The organism is Kineococcus aridisoli, assembly GCF_050871885.1.
In the GTDB taxonomy this organism is placed as follows: domain Bacteria; phylum Actinomycetota; class Actinomycetes; order Actinomycetales; family Kineococcaceae; genus Kineococcus.
Genome location: NZ_JBJLSF010000035.1, coordinates 16,366 through 36,677, shown reverse-complemented (window position 1 = coordinate 36,677; position 20,312 = coordinate 16,366). Strand labels below are relative to the sequence as shown.

Annotated in this window: 18 protein-coding genes; 13 read left to right on the top strand and 5 right to left on the bottom strand. The window is 76.4% G+C overall.

What is annotated here, in order from left to right; all coding sequences use genetic code 11:
- Positions 1–130: 130 nt before the first annotated feature.
- The gene (locus ACRYM2_RS11620) at positions 131–1,861 is read right to left on the bottom strand and encodes a DUF349 domain-containing protein (RefSeq protein WP_432522519.1); all 1,731 of its coding nucleotides are present in this window, start codon (positions 1,859–1,861) and stop codon (positions 131–133) included.
- Positions 1,862–1,977: 116 nt separating this feature from the next.
- Between ACRYM2_RS11620 and ACRYM2_RS11615 the strand changes: the two genes are divergently transcribed.
- Complete coding sequence (locus ACRYM2_RS11615) at positions 1,978–2,667, top strand: MBL fold metallo-hydrolase (RefSeq protein ID WP_432522517.1); 690 nt, start codon at positions 1,978–1,980, stop codon at positions 2,665–2,667.
- Positions 2,668–2,706: 39 nt separating this feature from the next.
- Here ACRYM2_RS11615 and ACRYM2_RS11610 read toward each other — a convergent pair whose 3' ends face one another.
- Entirely contained in the window at positions 2,707–3,378 is a 672-nt protein-coding gene (locus tag ACRYM2_RS11610; RefSeq protein ID WP_432522515.1) for a pentapeptide repeat-containing protein, read from the bottom strand.
- A gap of 219 nt (positions 3,379–3,597) precedes the next feature.
- On the opposite strand from ACRYM2_RS11610, the gene ACRYM2_RS11605 reads away from it, so the two are divergent.
- The 5 genes from ACRYM2_RS11605 to ACRYM2_RS11585 all read left to right on the top strand — a co-directional run bounded on the left by ACRYM2_RS11605 (position 3,598) and on the right by ACRYM2_RS11585 (position 7,716).
- Positions 3,598–3,966, top strand: coding sequence for a hypothetical protein (locus tag ACRYM2_RS11605; protein WP_432522513.1), 369 nt, complete (start codon positions 3,598–3,600; stop codon positions 3,964–3,966).
- Between the two features lie 153 nt (positions 3,967–4,119).
- Positions 4,120–4,734 (top strand): GTP-binding protein, encoded by a 615-nt coding sequence (locus ACRYM2_RS11600; protein WP_432522511.1) that lies wholly within the window; start codon positions 4,120–4,122, stop codon positions 4,732–4,734.
- Entirely contained in the window at positions 4,731–5,117 is a 387-nt protein-coding gene (locus tag ACRYM2_RS11595) for a roadblock/LC7 domain-containing protein (RefSeq protein WP_432522509.1), read from the top strand. The genes ACRYM2_RS11600 and ACRYM2_RS11595 overlap by 4 nt, the downstream gene beginning before the upstream one ends.
- A 101-nt stretch (positions 5,118–5,218) precedes the next feature.
- Positions 5,219–7,048 carry an aspartate--tRNA ligase gene (gene aspS / locus ACRYM2_RS11590; protein ID WP_432522507.1) on the top strand — a complete coding sequence of 610 codons (1,830 nt, stop codon included), beginning with the start codon at positions 5,219–5,221 and terminating at the stop codon, positions 7,046–7,048.
- Positions 7,045–7,716, top strand: coding sequence for a phosphatase PAP2 family protein (locus ACRYM2_RS11585; protein ID WP_432522505.1), 672 nt, complete (start codon positions 7,045–7,047; stop codon positions 7,714–7,716). Before aspS ends, ACRYM2_RS11585 begins: the two co-directional genes overlap by 4 nt.
- A 62-nt stretch (positions 7,717–7,778) precedes the next feature.
- On the opposite strand, the gene ACRYM2_RS11580 is transcribed toward ACRYM2_RS11585, so the two are convergent.
- Both ACRYM2_RS11580 and ACRYM2_RS11575 read right to left on the bottom strand, forming a co-directional pair.
- Positions 7,779–9,311 (bottom strand): sensor histidine kinase, encoded by a 1,533-nt coding sequence (locus tag ACRYM2_RS11580; protein WP_432522532.1) that lies wholly within the window; start codon positions 9,309–9,311, stop codon positions 7,779–7,781.
- A gap of 121 nt (positions 9,312–9,432) precedes the next feature.
- Positions 9,433–10,176, bottom strand: a complete 744-nt coding sequence (locus ACRYM2_RS11575) for a response regulator transcription factor (RefSeq protein WP_432522503.1) — start codon at positions 10,174–10,176, stop codon at positions 9,433–9,435.
- Between the two features lie 249 nt (positions 10,177–10,425).
- Here ACRYM2_RS11575 and ACRYM2_RS11570 point away from each other — a divergent pair, with 249 nt between their 5' ends.
- From ACRYM2_RS11570 to ACRYM2_RS11545, 6 genes are all read left to right on the top strand, one after another.
- Complete coding sequence (locus tag ACRYM2_RS11570; protein ID WP_432522501.1) at positions 10,426–11,811, top strand: replication-associated recombination protein A; 1,386 nt, start codon at positions 10,426–10,428, stop codon at positions 11,809–11,811.
- A 45-nt stretch (positions 11,812–11,856) separates the two neighbouring features.
- Positions 11,857–12,492, top strand: a complete 636-nt coding sequence (locus ACRYM2_RS11565) for a type II toxin-antitoxin system PemK/MazF family toxin (protein WP_432522499.1) — start codon at positions 11,857–11,859, stop codon at positions 12,490–12,492.
- A 159-nt stretch (positions 12,493–12,651) separates the two neighbouring features.
- Positions 12,652–15,333 carry an alanine--tRNA ligase gene (gene alaS, locus ACRYM2_RS11560; RefSeq protein WP_432522497.1) on the top strand — a complete coding sequence of 894 codons (2,682 nt, stop codon included), beginning with the start codon at positions 12,652–12,654 and terminating at the stop codon, positions 15,331–15,333.
- 29 nt (positions 15,334–15,362) lie between these two features.
- A complete protein-coding gene (ruvX, locus tag ACRYM2_RS11555; protein WP_432522495.1) occupies positions 15,363–15,950 on the top strand; it encodes a Holliday junction resolvase RuvX in 588 nt (195 codons plus the stop codon).
- A gap of 17 nt (positions 15,951–15,967) precedes the next feature.
- Positions 15,968–17,059, top strand: a complete 1,092-nt coding sequence (gene mltG / locus ACRYM2_RS11550) for an endolytic transglycosylase MltG (RefSeq protein WP_432522493.1) — start codon at positions 15,968–15,970, stop codon at positions 17,057–17,059.
- Between the two features lie 70 nt (positions 17,060–17,129).
- Complete coding sequence (locus ACRYM2_RS11545) at positions 17,130–17,990, top strand: shikimate dehydrogenase (protein ID WP_432522491.1); 861 nt, start codon at positions 17,130–17,132, stop codon at positions 17,988–17,990.
- Positions 17,991–18,045: 55 nt separating this feature from the next.
- On the opposite strand, the gene ACRYM2_RS11540 is transcribed toward ACRYM2_RS11545, so the two are convergent.
- Entirely contained in the window at positions 18,046–18,717 is a 672-nt protein-coding gene (locus tag ACRYM2_RS11540; RefSeq protein WP_432522489.1) for a hypothetical protein, read from the bottom strand.
- 219 nt (positions 18,718–18,936) lie between these two features.
- Between ACRYM2_RS11540 and ACRYM2_RS11535 the strand changes: the two genes are divergently transcribed.
- Entirely contained in the window at positions 18,937–20,304 is a 1,368-nt protein-coding gene (locus ACRYM2_RS11535; RefSeq protein ID WP_432522487.1) for a type IV pilus twitching motility protein PilT, read from the top strand.
- Positions 20,305–20,312 lie beyond the last annotated feature (8 nt).

Sequence of the window (20,312 nt, the reverse complement as noted above, 5' to 3'; positions counted from 1 at the left end):
ACCCGGCAGTGCACCGCCCGCCGCGGCCTGCCGCCAGCGGCCGCCGCGCCGCTGTGGACGAGCACGCGCCCCCGCCGTCCTGTGCGGACGGCGGTGGCGCGGCCGGAGCTCCCGGAGGTCGGGCGCCGGGTCAGCGGACCTCGCGCAGCGTCGCCTGCGCGGCGTCGAGCCACGCCCGGCGCGCCCGCAGCGCCTCCTCGGCGCGCGCCAGGGCGCGCGCGTCACCGGAGGCGCGCGCCTTCTCCACGTCCGCCTCGAGGTCGCGGATCGCGTTCTCCAGCTGGCTGGCGAGCCCACCGGCGCGCGCCTGCGCCTCCGGGTTGCTGCGCGCCCAGCGGGCCTGCTCGGCGTCGCGCACGGCCGTCTCGACGGCGCGCAGGCGGCCCTCGACGCGGCCGAGGTCCGCGCGGGGGACCTTCCCTGCCGCCTCCCAGCGGTCCTGGATCCCGCGCAGCGCCGCCTTGGCGGCGTTGACGTCGCGCACCGGCAGCAGCGCCTCCGCCTCGACGAGCAGCTGCTCCTTCACCTGCAGGTTGCCGCGGAACTCCTCGTCGACCTCGTCGTTGGCCGCGCTGCGCGCGGCGAAGAAGACGTCCTGGGCCGCGCGGAAGCGCTCCCACAGCGTGTCGTCGTCCTTGCGCCCCAGGCGGCCGGCGGCCTTCCAGCGGTCCATGAGGGCCCGGTAGGCGTTCGTGGTGCCCCGCCAGTCCGTCGACGTCGACAGGGCCTCGGCCTCGGCGACGAGCTTCTCCTTCTCGGCGCGGATGCCGGAGCGCTGCTCGCCGAGCGCGGCGAAGTGGTGGCGCCGCATCTTGTCGAAGGCGCTGCGGGCGTGGCTGAACCGCTTCCACAGCTCGTCCTCGCTGCGCTTGTCCAGCCGGCCCTCGCGCTGGGCGGCCTTCCACTCCTCGAACAGCGTCCGCAGCCGCTCGCCGGCGGTGCGCCACTGCACCTTCTCCGGGTCCTGCCCGGAGATGGCCTCGGCCTCCTCCACGATGGCCAGCCGGGCGGCGCGCAGCCGCTCGCGGTTGGCCGCACGGGCGCGGTCGGCCGCCGCCCGCGCCTCGTCGGCGACGGTGGCCAGGGCCTCCACGCGGGCGGCGAGGGCGTCCAGGTCGCCCACGGCGCGGGTCTCGGCCAGCGCGGTCCGCAGCGCGCTCACCCCGCTGACGATGTCCTTGCCGGCCAGCTCGGTGCTGCGCAGCCGCTGCTCGAAGAGGTCGACCTGGGCCACGACCTCCTCGTACTTGCGCACGAAGTAGGCGACGGCCTCCTCGGGGGTGGCGTCCGGGTAGGCGCCGACCTCGTGCTCGCCGTCGGCGCGGCGCACCCAGACGGTGCCGTTCTCGTCGACCCGGCCGAAGGCGGCGGCCGCCTCGCGGTCCACCGTCGTGGTGTGCGCGGCCTCCAGCGCGGGAGCGGTCTCGGAGGCCTCGGCGGCGGGCGAGGGCGCGGGCGCCGGCCGCGGCGCCGGGCGGCCCGCGAGCCGCGCGGGGCTCGGTCGGGCGGCCGGCGCGGCGGGCGAGCCGGCATCGGTGCTCGTGCCCCCACCGGCGGCGTCGCCGGGACCCTCGACGGCGCCGCCCGGCGCCGGCGCGGACTCCGCAGGCTCAGCGGACCCGCCCGTCGGCACGTCGGCGGTGACGTCGGCGGTGACGTCCGCGGCCGGCGCGTCCGCCCCGTCCAGCGGGTGGACCTCGTCGAGCGGCTGGGCCTCCTGCGGCTGGTCGGCCTGCGCCTCGGGCGCCGGGGGTGCCGCCTGCGGCGCCTCCTCGGTGCTCGCGCCGGTCGTCGTGGTCGGGCTGTCGGGGGTGTCCGCCACGTCCGCAGAGGACGCCGGCTCCTGGGGGTGCTCGCTCACCCGCGGCATTCTAGGTGCCAGGTCGTTCGATCGGAGCAGTCGGTCACGGCGTGCCCGTCCCGGTTCGCGCACGGTGACGGTCTGCGAGGCCCCGCGGGGCTCACTACAGTCGCCGGATGCTCGTGGAGACGCTCGAGGCGAGCGCGTTCGGCACCAACTGCCACGTCCTCGCACCGGGGCCGGGGCAGGAGTGCGTGGTCGTCGACCCCGGCGTCGGCGTGGTCGACCGGCTCGCCGAGGTCCTCGCGCGCCACCGCCTGCGGCCGGCCGCCGTCCTGCTGACCCACGGCCACCTCGACCACACCTGGTCGGTGACCCCCGTCTGCGGCGCCCACGGCGTCGCCGCGACCGTCCACGCCGACGACGCGCACCTGCTGCGCGACCCGCTGGCCGGGCTCGACGCGTCGCTGCGCTCCGCGCTGCGGGCCGCGACCGGTGCCCAGCCGTGGCGGGAGCCGGAGGACGTCGTCCTGGTCGGCGACGGCGCGCGGCTGCAGGTGGCGGGGCTGTCGGTGCGGGTGGCGCACGCGCCGGGCCACACCGAGGGCTCGGTCCTGTTCACCGTCGAGCGTCCCGGCGAGGCGGACCTGCTGCTGTCCGGGGACGTGCTGTTCGCGGGCTCGATCGGGCGCACCGACCTGCCCGGGGGCGACTCCCGGGCCATGCTGCGCAGCCTGCTGACGAGGGTGCTGCCGCTCGAGGACGCCACCGAGGTCCTGCCGGGGCACGGCCCGGCCACCACGATCGGCCGGGAGCGCGCGAGCAACCCGTACCTGGTGCAGCTGGCGGGGTTGCGCGGGCGCTGAACCGGCGCGCCGGCCCGCGGTTCAGCCGGCGCCCGCGGTTCAGCCGGCCACGCGCACGCCCAGGTGCGCGGCGAGCAGCGGCGCCAGCCGGGCCAGCTGCACCTGGCTGACCACGGCGCCGCGCAGGTCGCCCACGCCGGAGACCGCCTCCAGCTCGCAGTCCGTCAGGTCGACGTCCTGCAGCCGTGCGCCGGTGACCTCGAGGTGCCCGGTGCGGCAGTCCTCGAAGCGCACCCGCGTCCAGCGGGCCGCGGAGGCGTCGACGTCGCGCAGCTCGCAGCCGCGGAAGGTGACGTCGGTGAAGGTGGTGCCGCGCAGGTCGGCGAAGTCGACCCGCACCCGCTCCACCGCCACGCGCGTCCACTGCGCGCCCGCCAGGCCCCACGCGCCCACCCGGCAGTCGCCGAGCACGACCTCCTGCCAGCTGGAACCGGCCCACGGCGCCTCGCCGGCCTCCAGCCCGCTCAGCCGGCAGTCCACCAGCCGGGCACCGGCCAGGCGCAGGCCGTCGGCGGCCGCGGAGCGCAGGACGCAGCCGAGGAAGCGGCCGTCACCGGCGTCGACGCCGGTCAGGTCGACGCCGTCGAAGAGCAGCCCGTCGTGCAGGGCCCCGCTCGCGGGCGGGCCGGCGGCCGGCTGCAGCCGCGCCACGTCCGGCTGCGGCAGCGCGGGCAGCCCGCGGCCGCCGGCCGCCCTCCTCGGTGCGCTCACGGCCCCAGCCTGCCGCACGGGCCGGGGTGCGCGGACCCCTGCGCCGGACGGGCCGGAACCGCCCGCGGAGAGCCCGCTCACCCGTTCGTCGCAGCCGAGTTCACCCGGTCGGCACGGCGGGCGCCGTTCAGTCGAAGTGCTCGCACGTCGAAGCACTGGAGGACAGCAACGGACCGGGGAACAGCCGCGGTCCGGGAGCCCGCAACGGAAGGACCGGACGTGACCAACGTCGACGCCACCCTGAAGGCCTGCCTCGAGATCGACGGCGCCACCGCCGCCGCCCTCGTCGACTACGAGAGCGGCATGTCGCTCGGCCAGGCCGGCGGGGGTGCCCTCGACCTCGACGTCGCCGCCGCCGGCAACACCGACGTCGTGCGGGCCAAGCTGCGCACGATGCAGCGCCTGGGCCTGAGCGAGTCGATCGAGGACATCCTCATCACCCTCGGCACCCAGATCCACCTGATCCGCCTCATCCAGTCGCAGTCCGGCCAGGGCCTGTTCCTCTACCTGGTCCTCAACAAGGCCCAGTCGAACCTGGCCATGGCCCGCCGCCAGCTGACGATCCTCGAGCGCGACCTGGCCATCTGAGGCCGTCCGAGGCCGTCCGAGGCCGCCGCCGCCCCGCGCGGCCCCACCGCACCAGCCCACGGCGGCCGGACCGTGCCCAGCGCCCGGCCGGCCGCCGTCGGTGCACCCCGCCCGGGCGCAGCCGCCGCCCGGCCCAGCGCCCGAGGAGCCGCCGTGCCCACCACCCGCAAGATCGTCGTGACCGGTCCCTTCGGCGCCGGCAAGACGACGTTCGCCACCACCGTGACCGGGGCCCTGGGCTCCGGCCCGCTGGTCACCACCGAGACCGGCGTCAGCGACGCGACCGCGGCGCTGAAGACGTCGACGACGGTCGCGCTGGACCACACCACCGCGCTGGTGCCGGCCCCGCCGGGCGCGTCCTGGGCGGACACCCGGATCGCCCTCTTCGGCACGCCCGGCCAGGAGCGCTTCGCGTTCACGTGGGAGCTGCTGGCCCGCGGCATGGACGGCTACCTCGTCCTCGTCGACGCCAGCCGCCCGGAGAGCGTCGCCGAGGCCGCGGGCATCGTCGCCGCCTTCGCCCGCACCGCGCCGAGCACGCCCCGCCTGGTCGCCGTCAGCCGCTGGGCCGACCCCGCGGGCACCCGCGCGCGGCTGGCGGCGCAGCTGGGCACCTCGCCCCAGGCGCTCGCGGCCTGCGACCCCCGCGACCCCGCCGACTGCACCGCCGTCCTGCAGGTCCTGCTCGACGGCGTCGCCGTGCTGGCGGCCCGCGCCGCCGCGGCGTCCGCGGCGTCCGCGGCCACGACCGGTGGAGCGCACGCGTGATCGTCAAGTACCACGCCACGCGCGTGAGCCTGGCGCTGAAGCGGGACGTCCCCGGGGTGCGCCGCGTGCTCATCGCCCGCACCGACGGCCTGGCCTTCCACGACGACGGCCCCGAGAGCGACCACGACTCCGCCGCGGCCGTCGTCGCCACCGTCCTGGGCATCGCCGAGCGCGCCGCCGGCACCGCGGGGCTGGGCGCCTTCTCCTCCACGACCGTCAAGGGCGCCGACGGCACCCTCGTCGTCCACGCCGTCGGCGCCGCGCACCTGCTGGCCGTCGTCGTCGACCCGCAGGTGAACCTCGTGCTGCTGGAGCGCCTGGCCCGCCGGCTGGTCGCCGAGCTGGCGGGCGCGGAGGCCGGGGTCCCCGGGCCGCGCCGCTGACGCCGTCGCGCCGGGGCGCCCGCTCGAGGACGCCCCGGCGCGGACGTCCGTAGGATCGTCGCTGCGCACTCCCCGCGCACTGACGATCGAAGGGACTCCCCGTGCTCCGCACCCACGAGGCCGGCAGCCTGCGCGCCGGTCACGCCGGACAGACCGTGACGCTCACCGGCTGGGTGGCGCGTCGTCGGGACCACGGGGGAGTGGCCTTCCTGGACCTGCGCGACGCCTCGGGCGTCGTGCAGGTCGTCGCCCGCGACGAGATCCTCGACGCCGGCGGCGCGCACGAGCTGCGCAACGAGTACTGCGTGCGCATCACCGGCGACGTGCGGCTGCGCCCGGAGGGCAACGAGAACCCCGCCATCCCCACCGGCGCGGTCGAGGTCGACACCACCGCGCTGGAGGTCCTCTCCGAGGCCGCGCCGCTGCCCTTCCAGATCGACGACACCCTCAACGTCGGCGAGGAGGTGCGGCTGAAGCACCGCTACCTGGACCTGCGCCGCAGCGGGCCCGCCCGCGCCCTGCGGCTGCGCAGCGACGCCGGCCGCGCGGCCCGCGCCGTGCTCGACGCGCACCGCTTCACCGAGGTCGAGACGCCCACCCTGACCCGCTCCACCCCCGAGGGCGCGCGCGACTTCATCGTCCCCGCCCGCCTGGCGCCCGGTTCCTGGTACGCGCTGCCGCAGAGCCCGCAGCTGTTCAAGCAGCTGCTCATGGTCGGCGGCCTGGAGCGCTACTACCAGATCGCCCGCTGCTACCGCGACGAGGACTTCCGCGCCGACCGGCAGCCGGAGTTCACCCAGCTCGACATCGAGATGAGCTTCGTCGAGCAGGACGACGTCATCGCCCTCGGCGAGGAGATCGTCGCGGCGCTGTGGAAGCTCATCGGCGTCGACGTGCCGCTGCCGATCCCGCGGATGAGCTTCGCCGAGGCGATGGCCCGCTACGGCAGCGACAAGCCGGACCTGCGCTTCGGCGTGGAGCTCGTGGAGTGCACGGAGTACTTCGCGGACACCTCCTTCCGCGTCTTCCAGGCCCCCTACGTCGGTGCGGTCGTCATGCCCGGCGGCGCCTCGCAGCCGCGCAAGGTGCTCGACGCCTGGCAGGACTGGGCCAAGCAGCGCGGCGCCCGCGGCCTGGCGTACGTCCTGGTCGGCGAGGACGGGGAGCTGTCCGGCCCGGTGGCCAAGAACCTCTCCGAGACCGAGCGGGCCGGTCTGGCCGCCCACGTCGGCGCGGCCCCCGGCGACTGCGTCTTCTTCGCCGCCGGCGCGGTGAACCCCTCGCGGGCGCTGCTGGGCGCCGCCCGCGGTGAGATCGCCCGCCGCTGCGGCCTGGTCGACGAGTCCGCCTGGTCGTTCCTGTGGGTCGTGGACGCGCCCATGTTCAAGCCCGCCGCCGAGGACGACGACGTCGCGCTGGGCGCCGGTCAGTGGAACGCGGTGCACCACGCCTTCACCGCGCCCAAGCCCGAGCACCTGGCCACCTTCGACGCCGACCCCGGCTCGGCGCTGACCAACGCCTACGACATCGTCTGCAACGGCAACGAGATCGGCGGCGGCTCGATCCGCATCCACCGCCGCGACGTGCAGGAGCGCGTGTTCGCGGTCATGGGCATCGACGAGGCGACCGCCCGCGAGCAGTTCGGGTTCCTGCTCGACGCCTTCGCCTACGGCGCCCCGCCGCACGGCGGCATCGCCTTCGGCTGGGACCGCGTCGTGTCCCTGCTGGCCGGTGCGGACTCCATCCGGGAGGTCATCGCCTTCCCGAAGTCCGGCGGGGGCTTCGACCCGCTGACCTCCGCGCCCGCGCCCATCACCGCGCAGCAGCGCAAGGAGGCCGGGGTCGACGCGACGCCGGAGCCGAAGCCGGAAGCGAAGACCGGCCAGGCGCCGCAGCAGCGGGCGCAGGAACCCGGGCAGCAGCCCGCGTGAGGTCCGGCCGCGCGGCCGCGGTCGCCGTGGTCTGCGCGGCCGCGGCCGCCGCGCTCGCGGTGCTGGTCTCCACGGGCGCGAGCGCCGGCCTGGACGGGCCGCTCTCGCGCGCGGCGGTCTCCGCGGCGCTGGAGCACCCGGGACCCACCCGCGTCGCGCAGGTCGTCGAGGCGCTCACCCAGCCCGTGTGGCTGTACCTGCTCGGTGCGCTCGCCACGGCCTGGTGCGCCCGCGCGGGCCGCGGGCGCGACGCGCTGACCGCCCTGGTCACCGGGGCGGTCGCCGCCCTGCTGTCGCCGGCGCTGAAGCTGCTGCTGGCCCGCGAGCGCCCGGCGCTGGAGGCGGGGCTCACGAGCGCCGGCGGCGGCTCGTTCCCCTCCGGGCACGCGATGTCGTCGGCGACCGTCGTCCTGATCGCCGTCGTGCTGCTGCTGCGCCCCGGGGCGCTGCGCCGCCTCGTCGGCGTGCTCGGCGCGCTGCTGCTGCTCGTGGTCGCCGTGGACCGGGTGTGGCTGGGAGCGCACTGGCCCACGGACGTGCTGGGCGGCTGGCTGCTGGCGGCGGCCCTGGTCGGCGCGGCCGCCTGGTGGCGCGCTCGCTCGCAGCGTCACGGCGACGGCACCGGTGCGCCGCTGCGCGCCGTCGGCGGCGCCGACGCCGACCGGTAGCGCCGCCGGGGGCACCGCGGCCGCCCCCGGGACCGGCCGGCGCTCGCCGGCGGTGGTCGCCGTCACGCCCTCACCGCCGGCCGCCCACCTCCGCCCGGAGCGGCGGCGGGCTCGTGCGCGGGCAGCGTGACGCGGAACGCGGTGCGCCCGGGCCGGCTGTCGACGCCGACGACGCCGTGGTGGGAGGCGACGACGGCCTGCACGATCGCCAGGCCCAGCCCGGTGCTGCCGGCCGCGCGCGAGCGCGAGGAGTCCCCCCGGGCGAAGCGCTCGAAGACCCGCGGCAGCAGCTGCGGCGGGATCCCCGGGCCGTCGTCGACGACGTCGAGGTGGACGCGGTCGCCGTCGGGGTGCAGGCCGACCGTGACGGTGGTGCCGGGCGGGGTGTGGGTGCGCGCGTTGGCCAGCAGGTTCGCCAGGACCTGGTGCAGCCGGCCGGGGTCGCCCACGACCTCCACGGCCTGCGCGGGCAGGTCCAGGCGCCACACGTGCTCGCGGCCGGCGACCTGCGCGTCGCCGACCGCGTCGAGCACCGTCATCGTCAGGTCGACCGGTTCGCGCTCCAGCGGCCGGCCGGAGTCCAGGCGCGCCAGCAGCAGCAGGTCCTCCACCAGGCCCGTCATCCGCAGCGCCTCGGACTCCACCCGGCCCATGGCGTGCAGCACGTCCGCGGGCACGGCGTCGCGGCTGCGGCGGGTCAGCTCGGAGTAGCCGCGGATCGCGGCCAGCGGGGTGCGCAGCTCGTGGCTGGCGTCGGCGACGAAGCGGCGCACCCGCTGCTCGGACTCGTGCCGCGCGGCCAGGGCGGAGCCGACGTGGTCGAGCATCCGGTTGATCGCGGCGCCGACCCGGCCGACCTCGGTGCGCTCGTCGGCGTCGGCGGGGCTCACCCGGTGCTCCAGGTCCACCTCGCCGCGGTCCAGCTCCAGCTCGGACACGCGCGCGGCGGTCGCCGCGACCCGGCGCAGCGGCGCCAGGTCGCGGCGGACGAGGACGCCGCCGACGCCGGCCGCCGCGGCCACGCCGAGCAGGACGGCGGCGACCTCGACGGCGACGACCCGCGCGAGCGTGCCGCGCACGTCGGCCAGCGGCAGGCCGACGACCACGAGGGAGCCGTCCTCGCGCAGCGCGGCCTGGACGCGGTAGGCGCCCAGGCCGGGCAGCGTCACGCTCTCGCGCTCGTCCAGGCCCACCCCGCGCAGCACCTCGGCCTGCGCGGCCGTCAGCGGCGTCCGGCAGCCGACGGCGTCGTCGGAGCCGGTGTCCACGACCCCGGACTGCCCGGCGGCGAACGCGCCGTCGGCGAAGACGGCGTTGAGGGTGCCGTCCGCCTGGCCGGGGCCCACGAACGAGGCCACCGCGCCGGTGCCGCACCCGGTGTAGACCCCGGCCCCGCCGCGTCCGCCGCCCGGTGGTCCCCCGCGGCCGAGGACCTGCGAGCGCTGCACCGCGTCGGCCAGCTGCTGGTCCACCCGCTGGGACAGCTCGTGGTGCAGCGCGAGCGTCGTCACCACGCCGATGACGAGGCCGACGGCCACCAGCAGCGCGGTGGTCGTCAGCAGCAGCCTGCTGCGCAGCGTCGTGGGCGCGCGCAGGCGGCGGCGCGGGGCGCTGACCGGTGGGGTGGCCGGTGGGGTGGCCGGTGGGGTGGCCGGTGGGCCGGCCGGTGCGGAGGTCACGGTCCGAGGGTGGTGCGTCGGCGCCGGCGGTGCGGGCTCAGCCGACGTCGGCGGGCTTGAGGACGTAGCCGGCGCCGCGGACGGTGTGGATCATCGGGGCGCGCCCGGCGTCGATCTTGCGGCGCAGGTAGGAGATGTACAGCTCCACGATGTTGGCCTGTCCGCCGAAGTCGTAGTTCCACACCCGGTCCAGGATCTGCGCCTTGGACAGCACGCGGCGCGGGTTGCGCATGAGGTAGCGCAGCAGCTCGAACTCGGTCGCCGTCAGGCGGACCTCCTGACCGGCGCGGGAGACCTCGTGGCTGTCCTCGTCGAGCAGCAGGTCGCCGACGGCGAGCACGGGCTCCTGCTTGGCGGCGGCCAGGCCGGAGCGCCGCAGCAGGCTGCGCAGCCGGGCCACGACCTCCTCCAGGCTGAAGGGCTTGGTCACGTAGTCGTCACCGCCCGCGGTCAGCCCGGCGACGCGGTCCTCGACGGCGTCCTTGGCGGTCAGGAACAGCACGGGGACGTCGGTGGCGTCGGCGCGCAGCCGGCGCAGCACCTCCAGGCCGTCGATGTCCGGCAGCATGATGTCCAGGACCACCGCGTCGGGGCGGAAGGAGCGGGCGGCGCGGACCGCGTCCAGGCCGTTGCCCGCCGTCTGCACCTCCCAGCCCTCGTAGCGCAGCGTCATGCTCAGCAGCTCGGACAGCGTCGACTCGTCGTCGACGACGAGCACGCGCAGCGGGGTGCCGTCGGGGCGGGTGAGCTCCGAGCGGCGGCCGGTGGTGGGAGCGGTCATGCCTCCATGCTCGGCCCGCGACCTGCCAGCGGGTGGGGTGAACGCTGGGTTTCTCCTGTGCGTCGTCACCGGATCGGACCAGCGCCGGGCGTGCCGGGGGCGTGCACCGGGTGTGCGCGGGCCCCGGGAGGCGGTGGACCGGCCCGTCGGCGACCGGGCCGGCGCCCGCGCGGCGGCCGGTCGCGCCGCCGGGGGTCGTGCCGCCGGGGGTCGTGCCGGCGCCGGTCCGCCAGGACGTACGGTCGGCGCGTGGCCGACCTGTTCTCCCCCGACGCCGCGGACGGCACCGCGGCCGGTGCCGGCGCCCCGGGCGTGCCCGCGGTCCTGGCCGGCGCCCCGCTGGCGGTGCGGATGCGGCCGCGCTCGCTCGACGAGGTCGTCGGCCAGCAGCACCTGCTGGCCGCCGGGTCCCCGCTGCGCCGCCTGGCCGCCGACGGCGACCTGGGCCGCGCCGGGCCGGCGTCGGTGGTCCTGTGGGGGCCCCCGGGCACCGGCAAGACGACGCTGGCGCACGTGCTCGCGCACGCCGCGGGCCGCACCTTCGCCGAGCTGTCGGCGGTGACCGCGGGCGTCAAGGACGTGCGCGGGGTCGTGGAGGGCGCGCGCCGGGAGCGCGACCTGTACGGCCGCCAGACGGTGCTCTTCCTCGACGAGATCCACCGCTTCACCAAGGCCCAGCAGGACGCGCTGCTGCCGGGGGTGGAGAACCGCTGGGTCGTGCTCGTGGCCGCGACGACGGAGAACCCGAACTTCTCCGTCGTCACGCCGCTGCTCTCGCGCTCGCTGCTGCTGACGCTGCGCCCGCTGACCCCCGAGGACGTGCGCGGCCTGCTGCACCGCGCGCTGGCGGACCCGCGGGGCCTGGCCGGGGAGCTGGACGTCGACGAGGACGCCCTCGAGCACCTGGTGCGGGTGGCCGACGGCGACGCGCGCCGCGCGCTGACGGCGCTGGAGGCCGCGGCGGGCGCCGCCTTCGACGACCGGGGCGCCGAGGCCCGCCCGCGGATCACCCTCGCGCTGGCCGAGCGGGCGCTGGACCGGGCCGCGGTGCGCTACGACCGCGCCGGGGACCAGCACTACGACGTCGCCAGCGCGTTCATCAAGTCGATGCGCGGTTCCGACGTGGACGCGGCGCTGCACTACCTGGCGCGGATGGTGGAGGCGGGGGAGGACCCGCGCTTCATCGCCCGCCGCATCGTCATCTCGGCCGCGGAGGACGTCGGGATGGCCGACCCCTCCGCGCTGCAGACCGCGGTGGCCGCGATGCACGCCGTCGCGCAGATCGGCATGCCGGAGGCGCGGATCGTGCTCGCGCAGGCCGTCGTGCACAACGCGACGGCCCCGAAGTCCAACGCCGCGTACGCCGGGATCGACGCCGCCATCGCCGACGTGCGCGCCGGCCGGGGCGGGTCGGTGCCGGCGCACCTGCGCGACAGCCACTACGCCGGCGCGCAGCGGCTGGGCCACGGCGGGGGGTACGTCTACGCGCACGAGGTGCCCAGCGGGGTCGCCGAGCAGCAGTACGCCCCCGACGAGCTCGTCGGCACCGACTACTACCGGCCCACCGACCGCGGCTTCGAGGCGCAGCTGCGCGAGCGGGTGGCCCGGCTGCGGCGCATCGTGCGCGGCCGCTGAGCGGCGGCGGGCGCCCGTCGCCGGCGTCGCGCTAGCGTCGCGCGGGTGCCCGCCCTGACCCGCCTGCTGTCCTCGGTCCTGCGCAGCGCCGGCGAGGTGGCGCTGCGCGAGCTGCAGCGCTCGGCCGCCCCCCGCGGCGCCGCGCCCCGCAGCACGCCGCCGGCGGCCGACGCGGGCGCCGAGCGCCCCCGTCCGCGCGCCGGCCGCCGACCGGGCGGGGCCGTCGACGTCGCCCGCCCCGCCGGGTCGGCCGCCGCCCCCGCCGCCGCGGGCGCAGCCCCGGGGGCGCTGCGCATCGAGTACGCCCCGCGCGCCGACGGCCGGCCCGACCCGGGGGAGGTCGTGTGGGCGTGGGTGCCCTACGAGGAGGGCGACGGGCGCGGCAAGGACCGGCCCGTGCTCGTCGTCGGCCGCACCGGCCCGCAGCCGGGAGCGGACCTGCTGGCGCTGATGCTCACGAGCAAGGACCACGACCGCGACGCCGCCGAGGAGGCCCGCCGCGGGCGGGTGTGGATGGACGTCGGCTCCGGCGCCTGGGACCGGCAGGGCCGTCCCAGCGAGGTGCGCCTGGACCGGCTGCTGCGGGTGGCCGCGGCGGACGTGCGCCGCGAGGGGGCGGCGCTGGGGCGCGAGCGCTTCGAGGCCGTCGCGCGCCGCGCCCGCGAGGTGCTCGGCCCGTGATCGGCGGGTGGTCACCCGGTGATCACCCCGTGCACCGCGACCGCACCGGTGCCCGGCCGGGCGGGTAGGGTCGGACCTCGTTCCGCAGCACGATCCGCAGCACTCGCGCGCGCACCCCCGGGCCCGCGCGCGGCAGTCCCGACACAGGAGGCACGTCCGATGCAGACGGCAGAGATCCGTCGCCGGTGGCTCGACTTCTTCGAGCGCAAGGGGCACGTGGTCGTGCCGAGCGCCTCGCTGGTGTCGACCGACCCGAGCCTCATGTTCACCGTGGCCGGCATGGTGCCGTTCATCCCGTACCTCACCGCCCAGGTGCCCGCGCCGTACAAGCGCGCCACCAGCGTGCAGAAGTGCCTGCGGACCCTGGACATCGACGAGGTCGGCAAGACCACCCGGCACGGCACGTTCTTCCAGATGAACGGCAACTTCTCCTTCGGCGACTACTTCAAGCGCGAGGCCGTCGCCTTCGCCTGGGAGCTGCTGACCACCCCCGAGGCCGAGGGCGGCCTGGGATTCGACCCGCAGCGGCTGTGGACGACGGTCTACCTCGACGACGACGAGGCCTTCCAGCTGTGGCGCGAGGTCGGCGTGCCCGCCGAGCGCATCCAGCGCCGCGGCAAGGCCGACAACTACTGGAACACCGGCCAGCCCGGTCCCGGCGGCCCGTGCTCGGAGATCTACTTCGACCGCGGCCCCGAGTACGGCGCCGAGGGCGGCCCCGAGGCCGACGAGGACCGCTACATCGAGATCTGGAACCTCGTCTTCATGCAGTACCAGCTGTCCGCGGTGCGCACGAAGACCGACTTCGACGTCGCGGGCGAGCTGCCGGCCAAGAACATCGACACCGGCATGGGCCTGGAGCGCGTGGCGTTCCTCAAGCAGGGCGTCGACAACATGTACGAGATCGACGAGGTGCGCCCCGTCCTCGACAAGGCCGCGGAGCTGTCCGGCAAGCGCTACGGCGCGGTGCACGAGGACGACGTCCGCATGCGCGTCGTGGCCGACCACGTCCGCAGCGCGCTCATGCTCATCGGCGACGGCGTCACCCCCGGCAACGAGGGCGCCGGCTACGTGCTGCGCCGCCTGGTGCGCCGCGCCGTGCGCGCGATGCGCCTGCTGGGCGTCGAGGAGCCCGCGCTGCCGCACCTGCTGCCGGCCTCGATGGAGGTCATGAGCGCCTCCTACCCCGAGCTGCGCGACGGCTTCGAGCGCATCTCCCGCGTCGCCTACGCCGAGGAGGACGCCTTCCGGCGCACCCTCGTCTCCGGCACCGCGATCTTCGAGACCGCCGTGCAGCAGACGCGTGCGGCGGGCCGCTCGTCGCTGTCGGGCGAGCGCGCGTTCGCGCTGCACGACACCTACGGCTTCCCCATCGACCTGACGCTGGAGATGGCCGCCGAGGCCGGTGTCGGCGTGGACGAGGCCGGCTTCCGCGCGCTGATGGCCGAGCAGGTCGGGCGCGCGAAGGCGGACGCGAAGGCCAAGAAGACCGGCGGGGTCGACCTGTCGATCTACCGCTCGACGCTGGAGGGCCTCACCGGCCCGGTCGTCTTCACCGGCTACGAGGTCGCCTCCGAGGAGGCGCGGGTCTCCGTCGTCCTGCAGGGCGGGGTCAGCACCCCGTCGGCGCCCGCCGGCACCGACGTCGAGGTCGTCCTCGACCGCACCCCCTTCTACGCCGAGGGCGGTGGCCAGCTCGCCGACCACGGGACGATCACCACGGCCTCCGGCGCGGTCGTCACGGTCACCGACGTGCAGCAGCCCGTGCGCGGGCTGTACGTGCACCGGGGCACCGTCACCGGCGGTGAGCTCGTCGCCGGCGACGCCGTGCACGCCGTCGTCGACGCGGGCCGCCGCCGCTCCATCAGCCGCGCCCACACCGCCACCCACCTCGTGCACCAGGTCGTGCGCGAGCACCTCGGCGACACCGCCACCCAGGCGGGGTCGCAGAACGCCCCGGGCCGGATGCGCTTCGACTACCGCTCCACCGCGCAGGTCGGCGGCGAGGTCGTGCGCGAGATCGAGGCCGTCGTCAACGAGCGCATCCACGACGACCTGGAGGTCTCCGCCCAGGTCATGGACCGCGAGTCGGCGCTGAACTCGGGCGCCATGGCCCTCTTCGGGGAGAAGTACGGCGACCGGGTGCGCGTCGTCTCCATCGGCGAGGACTGGTCCAAGGAGCTGTGCGGCGGCACCCACACCCTGACCTCCCAGCAGGTCGGGCTCGTCTCGATCGTCGCTGAGTCCTCCATCGGCTCCGGCGCCCGCCGCATCGAGGCGCTCGTCGGGGCCGACGCGTTCGACTTCCTCACCCGCGAGCACCTGCTGGTCAACCAGCTCACCGACGTCGTCAAGGCGCGCCCGGAGGAGCTGCCCGAGCGCATCGGCTCCCTGCTGACGCGGCTGGGGGAGGCGGAGAAGGAGATCGCCAGGCTGCGCGGCGGGCAGGTCCTCGCCCTCGCGCCGCAGATCGCCGCGGCGCCCAAGGACACCTTCGGGGTCAGCGTCGTCACCCACGACGCCGGGCCGGCCTCCGCCGACGACCTGCGCACGCTCGTCCTCGACGTGCGCTCGCGCCTGGGGGACGCGCGCCCCAGCGTCGTGGCCGTCGCCGGGATCGCCAAGGAGCGCCCCGTCGTCGTCGTCGCGACCAACGAGGAGGCCCGCCGCTGGGGCGTCAAGGCCGGTGAGCTCGTCCGCGCCGCCGCGCAGGTGCTCGGCGGCGGCGGGGGCGGCAAGGACGACGTCGCCCAGGGCGGTGGCCAGGACGCCTCCAAGGTCGCCGAGGCGCTCGCGGGCATCGAGCACGCCGTCGGCCAGCGCGTCACCGGCTCGCGCTGAGCGGGCTCGGGGACCGGGGCGGGCAGCGGGTGCGCCCGGGAGTCCGACTCGCCGTCGACGTCGGCAGCGTCCGCGTCGGCGTGGCGGCGTGCGACCCTGCCGGTGTGATCGCCTCACCGGTGCGGACGCTCGCCCGCGACGCCGAGCACGACGCCGACGTCGCGGAGATCGCCGCGGAGGTCTCCTCGCGCGGTGCGGTCGAGGTCGTCGTGGGGCTGCCGCTGTCGCTGGACGGCAGCGAGGGCCCCGCGGCCTTGCGCGCGCTCGAGTACGCGGCGAAGATCGTGCGGTCCGTGCCGGGTGTGCCCGTGCGCATGGTCGACGAGCGGCTCAGCACCGTCGACGCGCACCGGGTCCTGCACGCCGCGGGCAAGAAGGAGAAGCAGTTCCGCTCCGTCGTCGACCAGGCGGCGGCCGTCGTGCTGCTGCAGGCGGCGCTCGACGCCGAGCGCTCCAGCGGACGTGCCCCCGGACGGGTGGTGCAGCCGCCGAAGGGCCGCACCAAGCGCCGCCACCGCGGGCAGGCTGGCGCGGACCGGCACGACCAGCACCACCAGCAGCACGCGCACCCGGAACTCGACGCAGGCGGAGCACGACCCGACGCCACGGAGGGCTGAGGCTCATGATGGACCTGATGGATCTTGCCGACACCCGCTCGGACGGCGCCCGCCGGCGCCGCCGCGTGCGCCGCCGGCGCGCCCTGGTGGCCCTGCTGCTGGCGGTCTGCGTCGTCGGCGGCGGCGCCTGGGCCGCCTGGGGCACCCTCGGGCCCGTCGTCGCCCGGCTGACCGAGAGCGACGACTGGGAGGGCTCGGGCACCGGATCGGTGGACGTGAAGGTCTCCCAGGGCGACAGCGGCCGCGCCATCGGCCGCACCCTCGCCGAGGCGGGTGTCGTCAAGACGTCCGGGGCCTTCGTCTCCGCCGCCCAGGCCCAGCCGGGCATGGCCGGCATCCAGCCGGGCACCTACCGGCTCAGGGAGCGCATGTCCTCGGCCGCGGCCGTCGCCCTGCTGCTGGACCCCGCCTCCAAGGTGACGACCAAGCTGACCGTGCCCGAGGGCCTGCGGGCCCAGCAGGTCCTGGAGCTCATCGGCCGCGAGACGTCCATCGGCGCCGAGGAGCTGCAGGCGGCCCTGGCCGACCCGGCCGCGCTCGGCCTGCCGGCGGCCGCGAACGGCAACGTGGAGGGCTACCTCTTCCCGGCCACCTACGACGTCGACCCCGACGAGAGCGCCGTGGAGCTGCTGTCGGCGATGGTCGGGCAGACCAACAAGGTGCTGGCCAACCTCGGCGTGCCCGCCGAGCGCGTCCACGACGTCGTCGTGGAGGCCAGCATCGCCCAGAAGGAGGCCCGCACCGCCGAGGACATGGCCAAGGTGACGCGCGTGCTGGCCAACCGCCTGGCGATCGGGATGAACCTGCAGCTGGACTCCACCGTCAGCTACGCCGTCGGCTCCTCCAAGGTCACCACGACCGCCGAGCAGCGCGCCACGGACTCGCCCTTCAACACCTACCTGCACCCGGGCCTGCCCGCCGGGCCCATCAGCAACCCGGGGGAGGACGCCCTGCGGGCGGCCATGAACCCCGAGCCCGGCCCGTGGCTGTACTTCGTCACGGTGGACCTGGCCACCGGTGAGACGCGCTTCGCGACCACCGACACCGAGCACGCCGCCAACGTCGAGCTGTTCCGCACGTACCTGCGGGAGCACCCGGAGAACCAGTGACCCCCACTCCGACGCCGACCCCGGCTCCGCCGCCCAGGCGGGGGCGGTCGGCGGGCCGCGGGGCCGCACCGTGAGGGCGGCGGTCTGCGGCTCCCCGATCCAGCACTCCCTCTCGCCCGCCCTGCACCGGGCGGCCTACGAGGCCCTGGGCCTGACCGGGTGGACCTACGACCTGCTGGAGGTCGACGAGGAGCGCCTGCCCGCCGTCGTCGAGGGCCTGGACGCCTCGTGGGCGGGGCTGAGCCTGACGATGCCGCTCAAGCAGGCGGTCGTGCCGCTGGTCGACGAGGTCAGCGACTTCGCCCGCGCCGTCGGCTCGGTGAACACCGTCGTCGTCACCCCCCGCCTGGACCGCCGCAACACCCCCGGCCGGCGCGGGGTGCGGCTGCGGGCCGAGAACACCGACGTCATCGGCCTGGTGACCGCGCTCGCCGAGGCCGGCGCGGAGCGCATCTCGCGCGGCGTGGTCCTCGGCGGCGGGGCCACCGCCCGCTCGGCCGTGGTGGCGCTGCTGCAGGCCGGCTGCCCCCGGCCCGTCGTCGTCGTGCGCAGCCCCGACCGCGCGCTGGAGCTGCGCGCGGTCGCGGCCCGCCTGGGCGGGGAGGTGGAGGTCCGCGACTGGTCGCAGCTGCCGGTCGCCCTCACCGCCGACGTCGTGCTGTCGACCGTGCCGATCGGCGGCTCGGAGGCCATGGCGCAGGCCCTGCTCGGCGCCTTCCGCCCCGTCTGGTGGCCGCTGCTGCTCGACGTCGTCTACGCGCCCTGGCCGACGCCGCTGGCCCGGCAGTGGGGCGGCACCGTCGTCGGCGGCTTCGAGATGCTGCTGCACCAGGCCGTCGCGCAGGTGGAGCTGATGACCGGCCGGCCCGGTCCGGTGGCGGCGATGCGCGCCGCGGGGCTCGCGGCGCTGGCCGAGCGCGCCCGGGCCTGAACCAGACCCTCCGCCGAGGACCGCCGGGTGAGCGGGCCCGCGGGTGCGCCCGTGCTCAGCGGCGCTCGGCGGTGCTCAGGTCGACGGTGAGGGTGAGGTCGGCCGGGTCGTCGCCGCTCGGGGAGGTCTGCTCGCGGGTGCGCGCGCCGATCAGCGCCGGTCCGGCCCCCCACGCGGCGTCGCGGGGGAAGACGTGGAAGTCCGCGAGCTCGGCATCCGGCGCGAGGACGACCGGCGCCGCGTCCCGCGCCTGAGCGCACAGCGAGGCGGTGTCGTCGGAGGCCTCCCGCTCCAGGCGCGGGGAGTAGACCTCCCACCGGCCCGCCTGGAGCGTGTCGCGGCCGCAGTCCCACCTCGCGGGGGCGTCCCCGGTGGTGGTCCAGCGGAGGTCCACCCGCACCGCGTCCTCGTCGACGAGCACGGAGACCACGCTCACCCGCAGGTCCGGCGCGCTGGCGGGGGAGCCGCTGCGCAGGTCGGCCGGGGCCGCCGCGAAGTCGTAGCGCCCGACGGCCGGCAGGTTCCGCTCGGCCCGCTGCACCTCGTCGCGGCTGCGGACGGCGCCCACGACGGTCAGGGCCAGCGCCAGGAGCCCGAACGCGGCGAGCACGCCGACGACCAGGGCGGCCCAGCCCAGCGGCCCGCCCCGCGGGCGCTCCTCGCGCACCACGAACAGGTCGCGGTCCCGGCGGCGCACCGCGCCCGGCCCCCGGTCCCTCGCCGCCACCGCCGCCCCTCCCGCTCGCTCCGCTCCCCGAGCGGGGCGGCAGGCCTCCACGGTGCCCCGGGCGCGCTCCGGCGGCCACCCGGGGAGGGCACCCGAACGGCTGACACCGGTGATCGCCGACCTCAAGAGGCCCTCGCCCGGCGCCGATGAGCACCGGAGAGCGCTGGGGACCCAGCGCTGCCGTGCGCGTGCTCGGTCGTGTCGGGTGTGGGGAGCGAGATGGACAACGCTGGTCAGGGCGGGCAGCCGGTGCAGCCGTACGTCCCGGTGAACATGCGCCCCGAGGACGGCGTCCCCGCGCCGCGCCCGAACATCAGCGCCCTGCTGCGCCAGCTGGAGAACGACTCCCAGGAGATCACCGGCGGCGTGGGCCTGGCACCCGCCGCGGCCGAGCCCGCGCGGCACTCCCTGGCGCCCGCCGCCCCGCCGCAGCCGGTGCGCCCCCTGCTGGCCCCCGAACCCGAACCCGTCGCCACCCCCACCGAGGTCCTCGTCACCGCGGGCGGCGAGCCCGACGAGGGCGGCAAGGTCCGCGTCAACGACGTCCTCATCGCCGGCCTGGAGCTGGGCGCCTCCGACGTGCACCTCACCAGCGGCGCCGCCCCCACCGCGCGCCTGTCCGGTGAGCTGACGCCGATGGAGGGCTTCCCGAAGCTGGACTCGCGCTCGCTGCAGGAGATGGTCTACGCGATCCTCACGCAGAAGCAGCGCGAGGTCTTCGAGGCGAACCTCGAGCTGGACTTCGCCTACCAGGTCCCCGGGCACTCCCGCTTCCGCGTCAACGTCTACCGCCAGCGCGAGTCCGTCGGCGCGGCGTTCCGGCGCATCCCGTTCGAGATCAAGCCGCTGGAGGACCTGGGCGTCCCGCCCGTCGTCGGCTCCTTCGCCAACCTCCAGCGGGGTTTCGTCCTCGTCACCGGCCCGACCGGCTCCGGCAAGTCGACGACGCTCGCGTCGATCATCGACCTGGCCAACCGGACCCGCAAGGACCACATCATGACGGTGGAAGATCCGATCGAGTTCCTGCACCGCCACAAGAGCTGCCTCATCAACCAGCGCGAGGTGGGGGAGGACACCAAGTCCTTCGCCAACGCCCTCAAGCACGTCCTGCGCCAGGACCCCGACATCATCCTCGTCGGCGAGATGCGCGACCTGGAGACGATCTCGGTGGCCCTGACCGCCGCCGAGACCGGCCACCTCGTCTTCGGCACCCTGCACACCCAGGACGCCGCGCAGACCATCGACCGCGTCATCGACGTCTTCCCCCCGCACCAGCAGCAGCAGATCCGCGTCCAGCTCGCCTCGGCGATCCAGGGCGTCGTCTGCCAGACGCTGTGCAAGCGCGCCGACGGCCGAGGCCGCGTCGTCGCCACCGAGGTGCTCGTCGCCACTCCCGCCATCCGCAACCTCATCCGCGAGGGCAAGACCCACCAGATCGGCTCCGCGATGCAGGCCGGCGCCCAGTTCGGCATGCACACCCTCGACCAGCACCTCGCCGAGCTCGTGCGCACCCGCCAGATCACGTTCGAACACGGCCTGGAGAAGTGCCACGCCGCCGACGAGTTCCGTCGCCTGACCGGGCGCTGAGAGGACGA

Bases quoted from the DNA above. Each gene is read 5' to 3' on its own strand.
- ACRYM2_RS11615 (WP_432522517.1), top strand. From the start codon at position 1,978: ATGCTCGTGGAGACGCTCGAGGCGAGCGCGTTCGGCACCAACTGCCAC.
- ACRYM2_RS11575 (WP_432522503.1), bottom strand. From the start codon at position 10,176: ATGACCGCTCCCACCACCGGCCGCCGCTCGGAGCTCACCCGCCCCGAC.
- alaS (WP_432522497.1), top strand. From the start codon at position 12,652: ATGCAGACGGCAGAGATCCGTCGCCGGTGGCTCGACTTCTTCGAGCGC.
- mltG (WP_432522493.1), top strand. From the start codon at position 15,968: ATGGATCTTGCCGACACCCGCTCGGACGGCGCCCGCCGGCGCCGCCGC.
- ACRYM2_RS11535 (WP_432522487.1), top strand. From the start codon at position 18,937: ATGGACAACGCTGGTCAGGGCGGGCAGCCGGTGCAGCCGTACGTCCCG.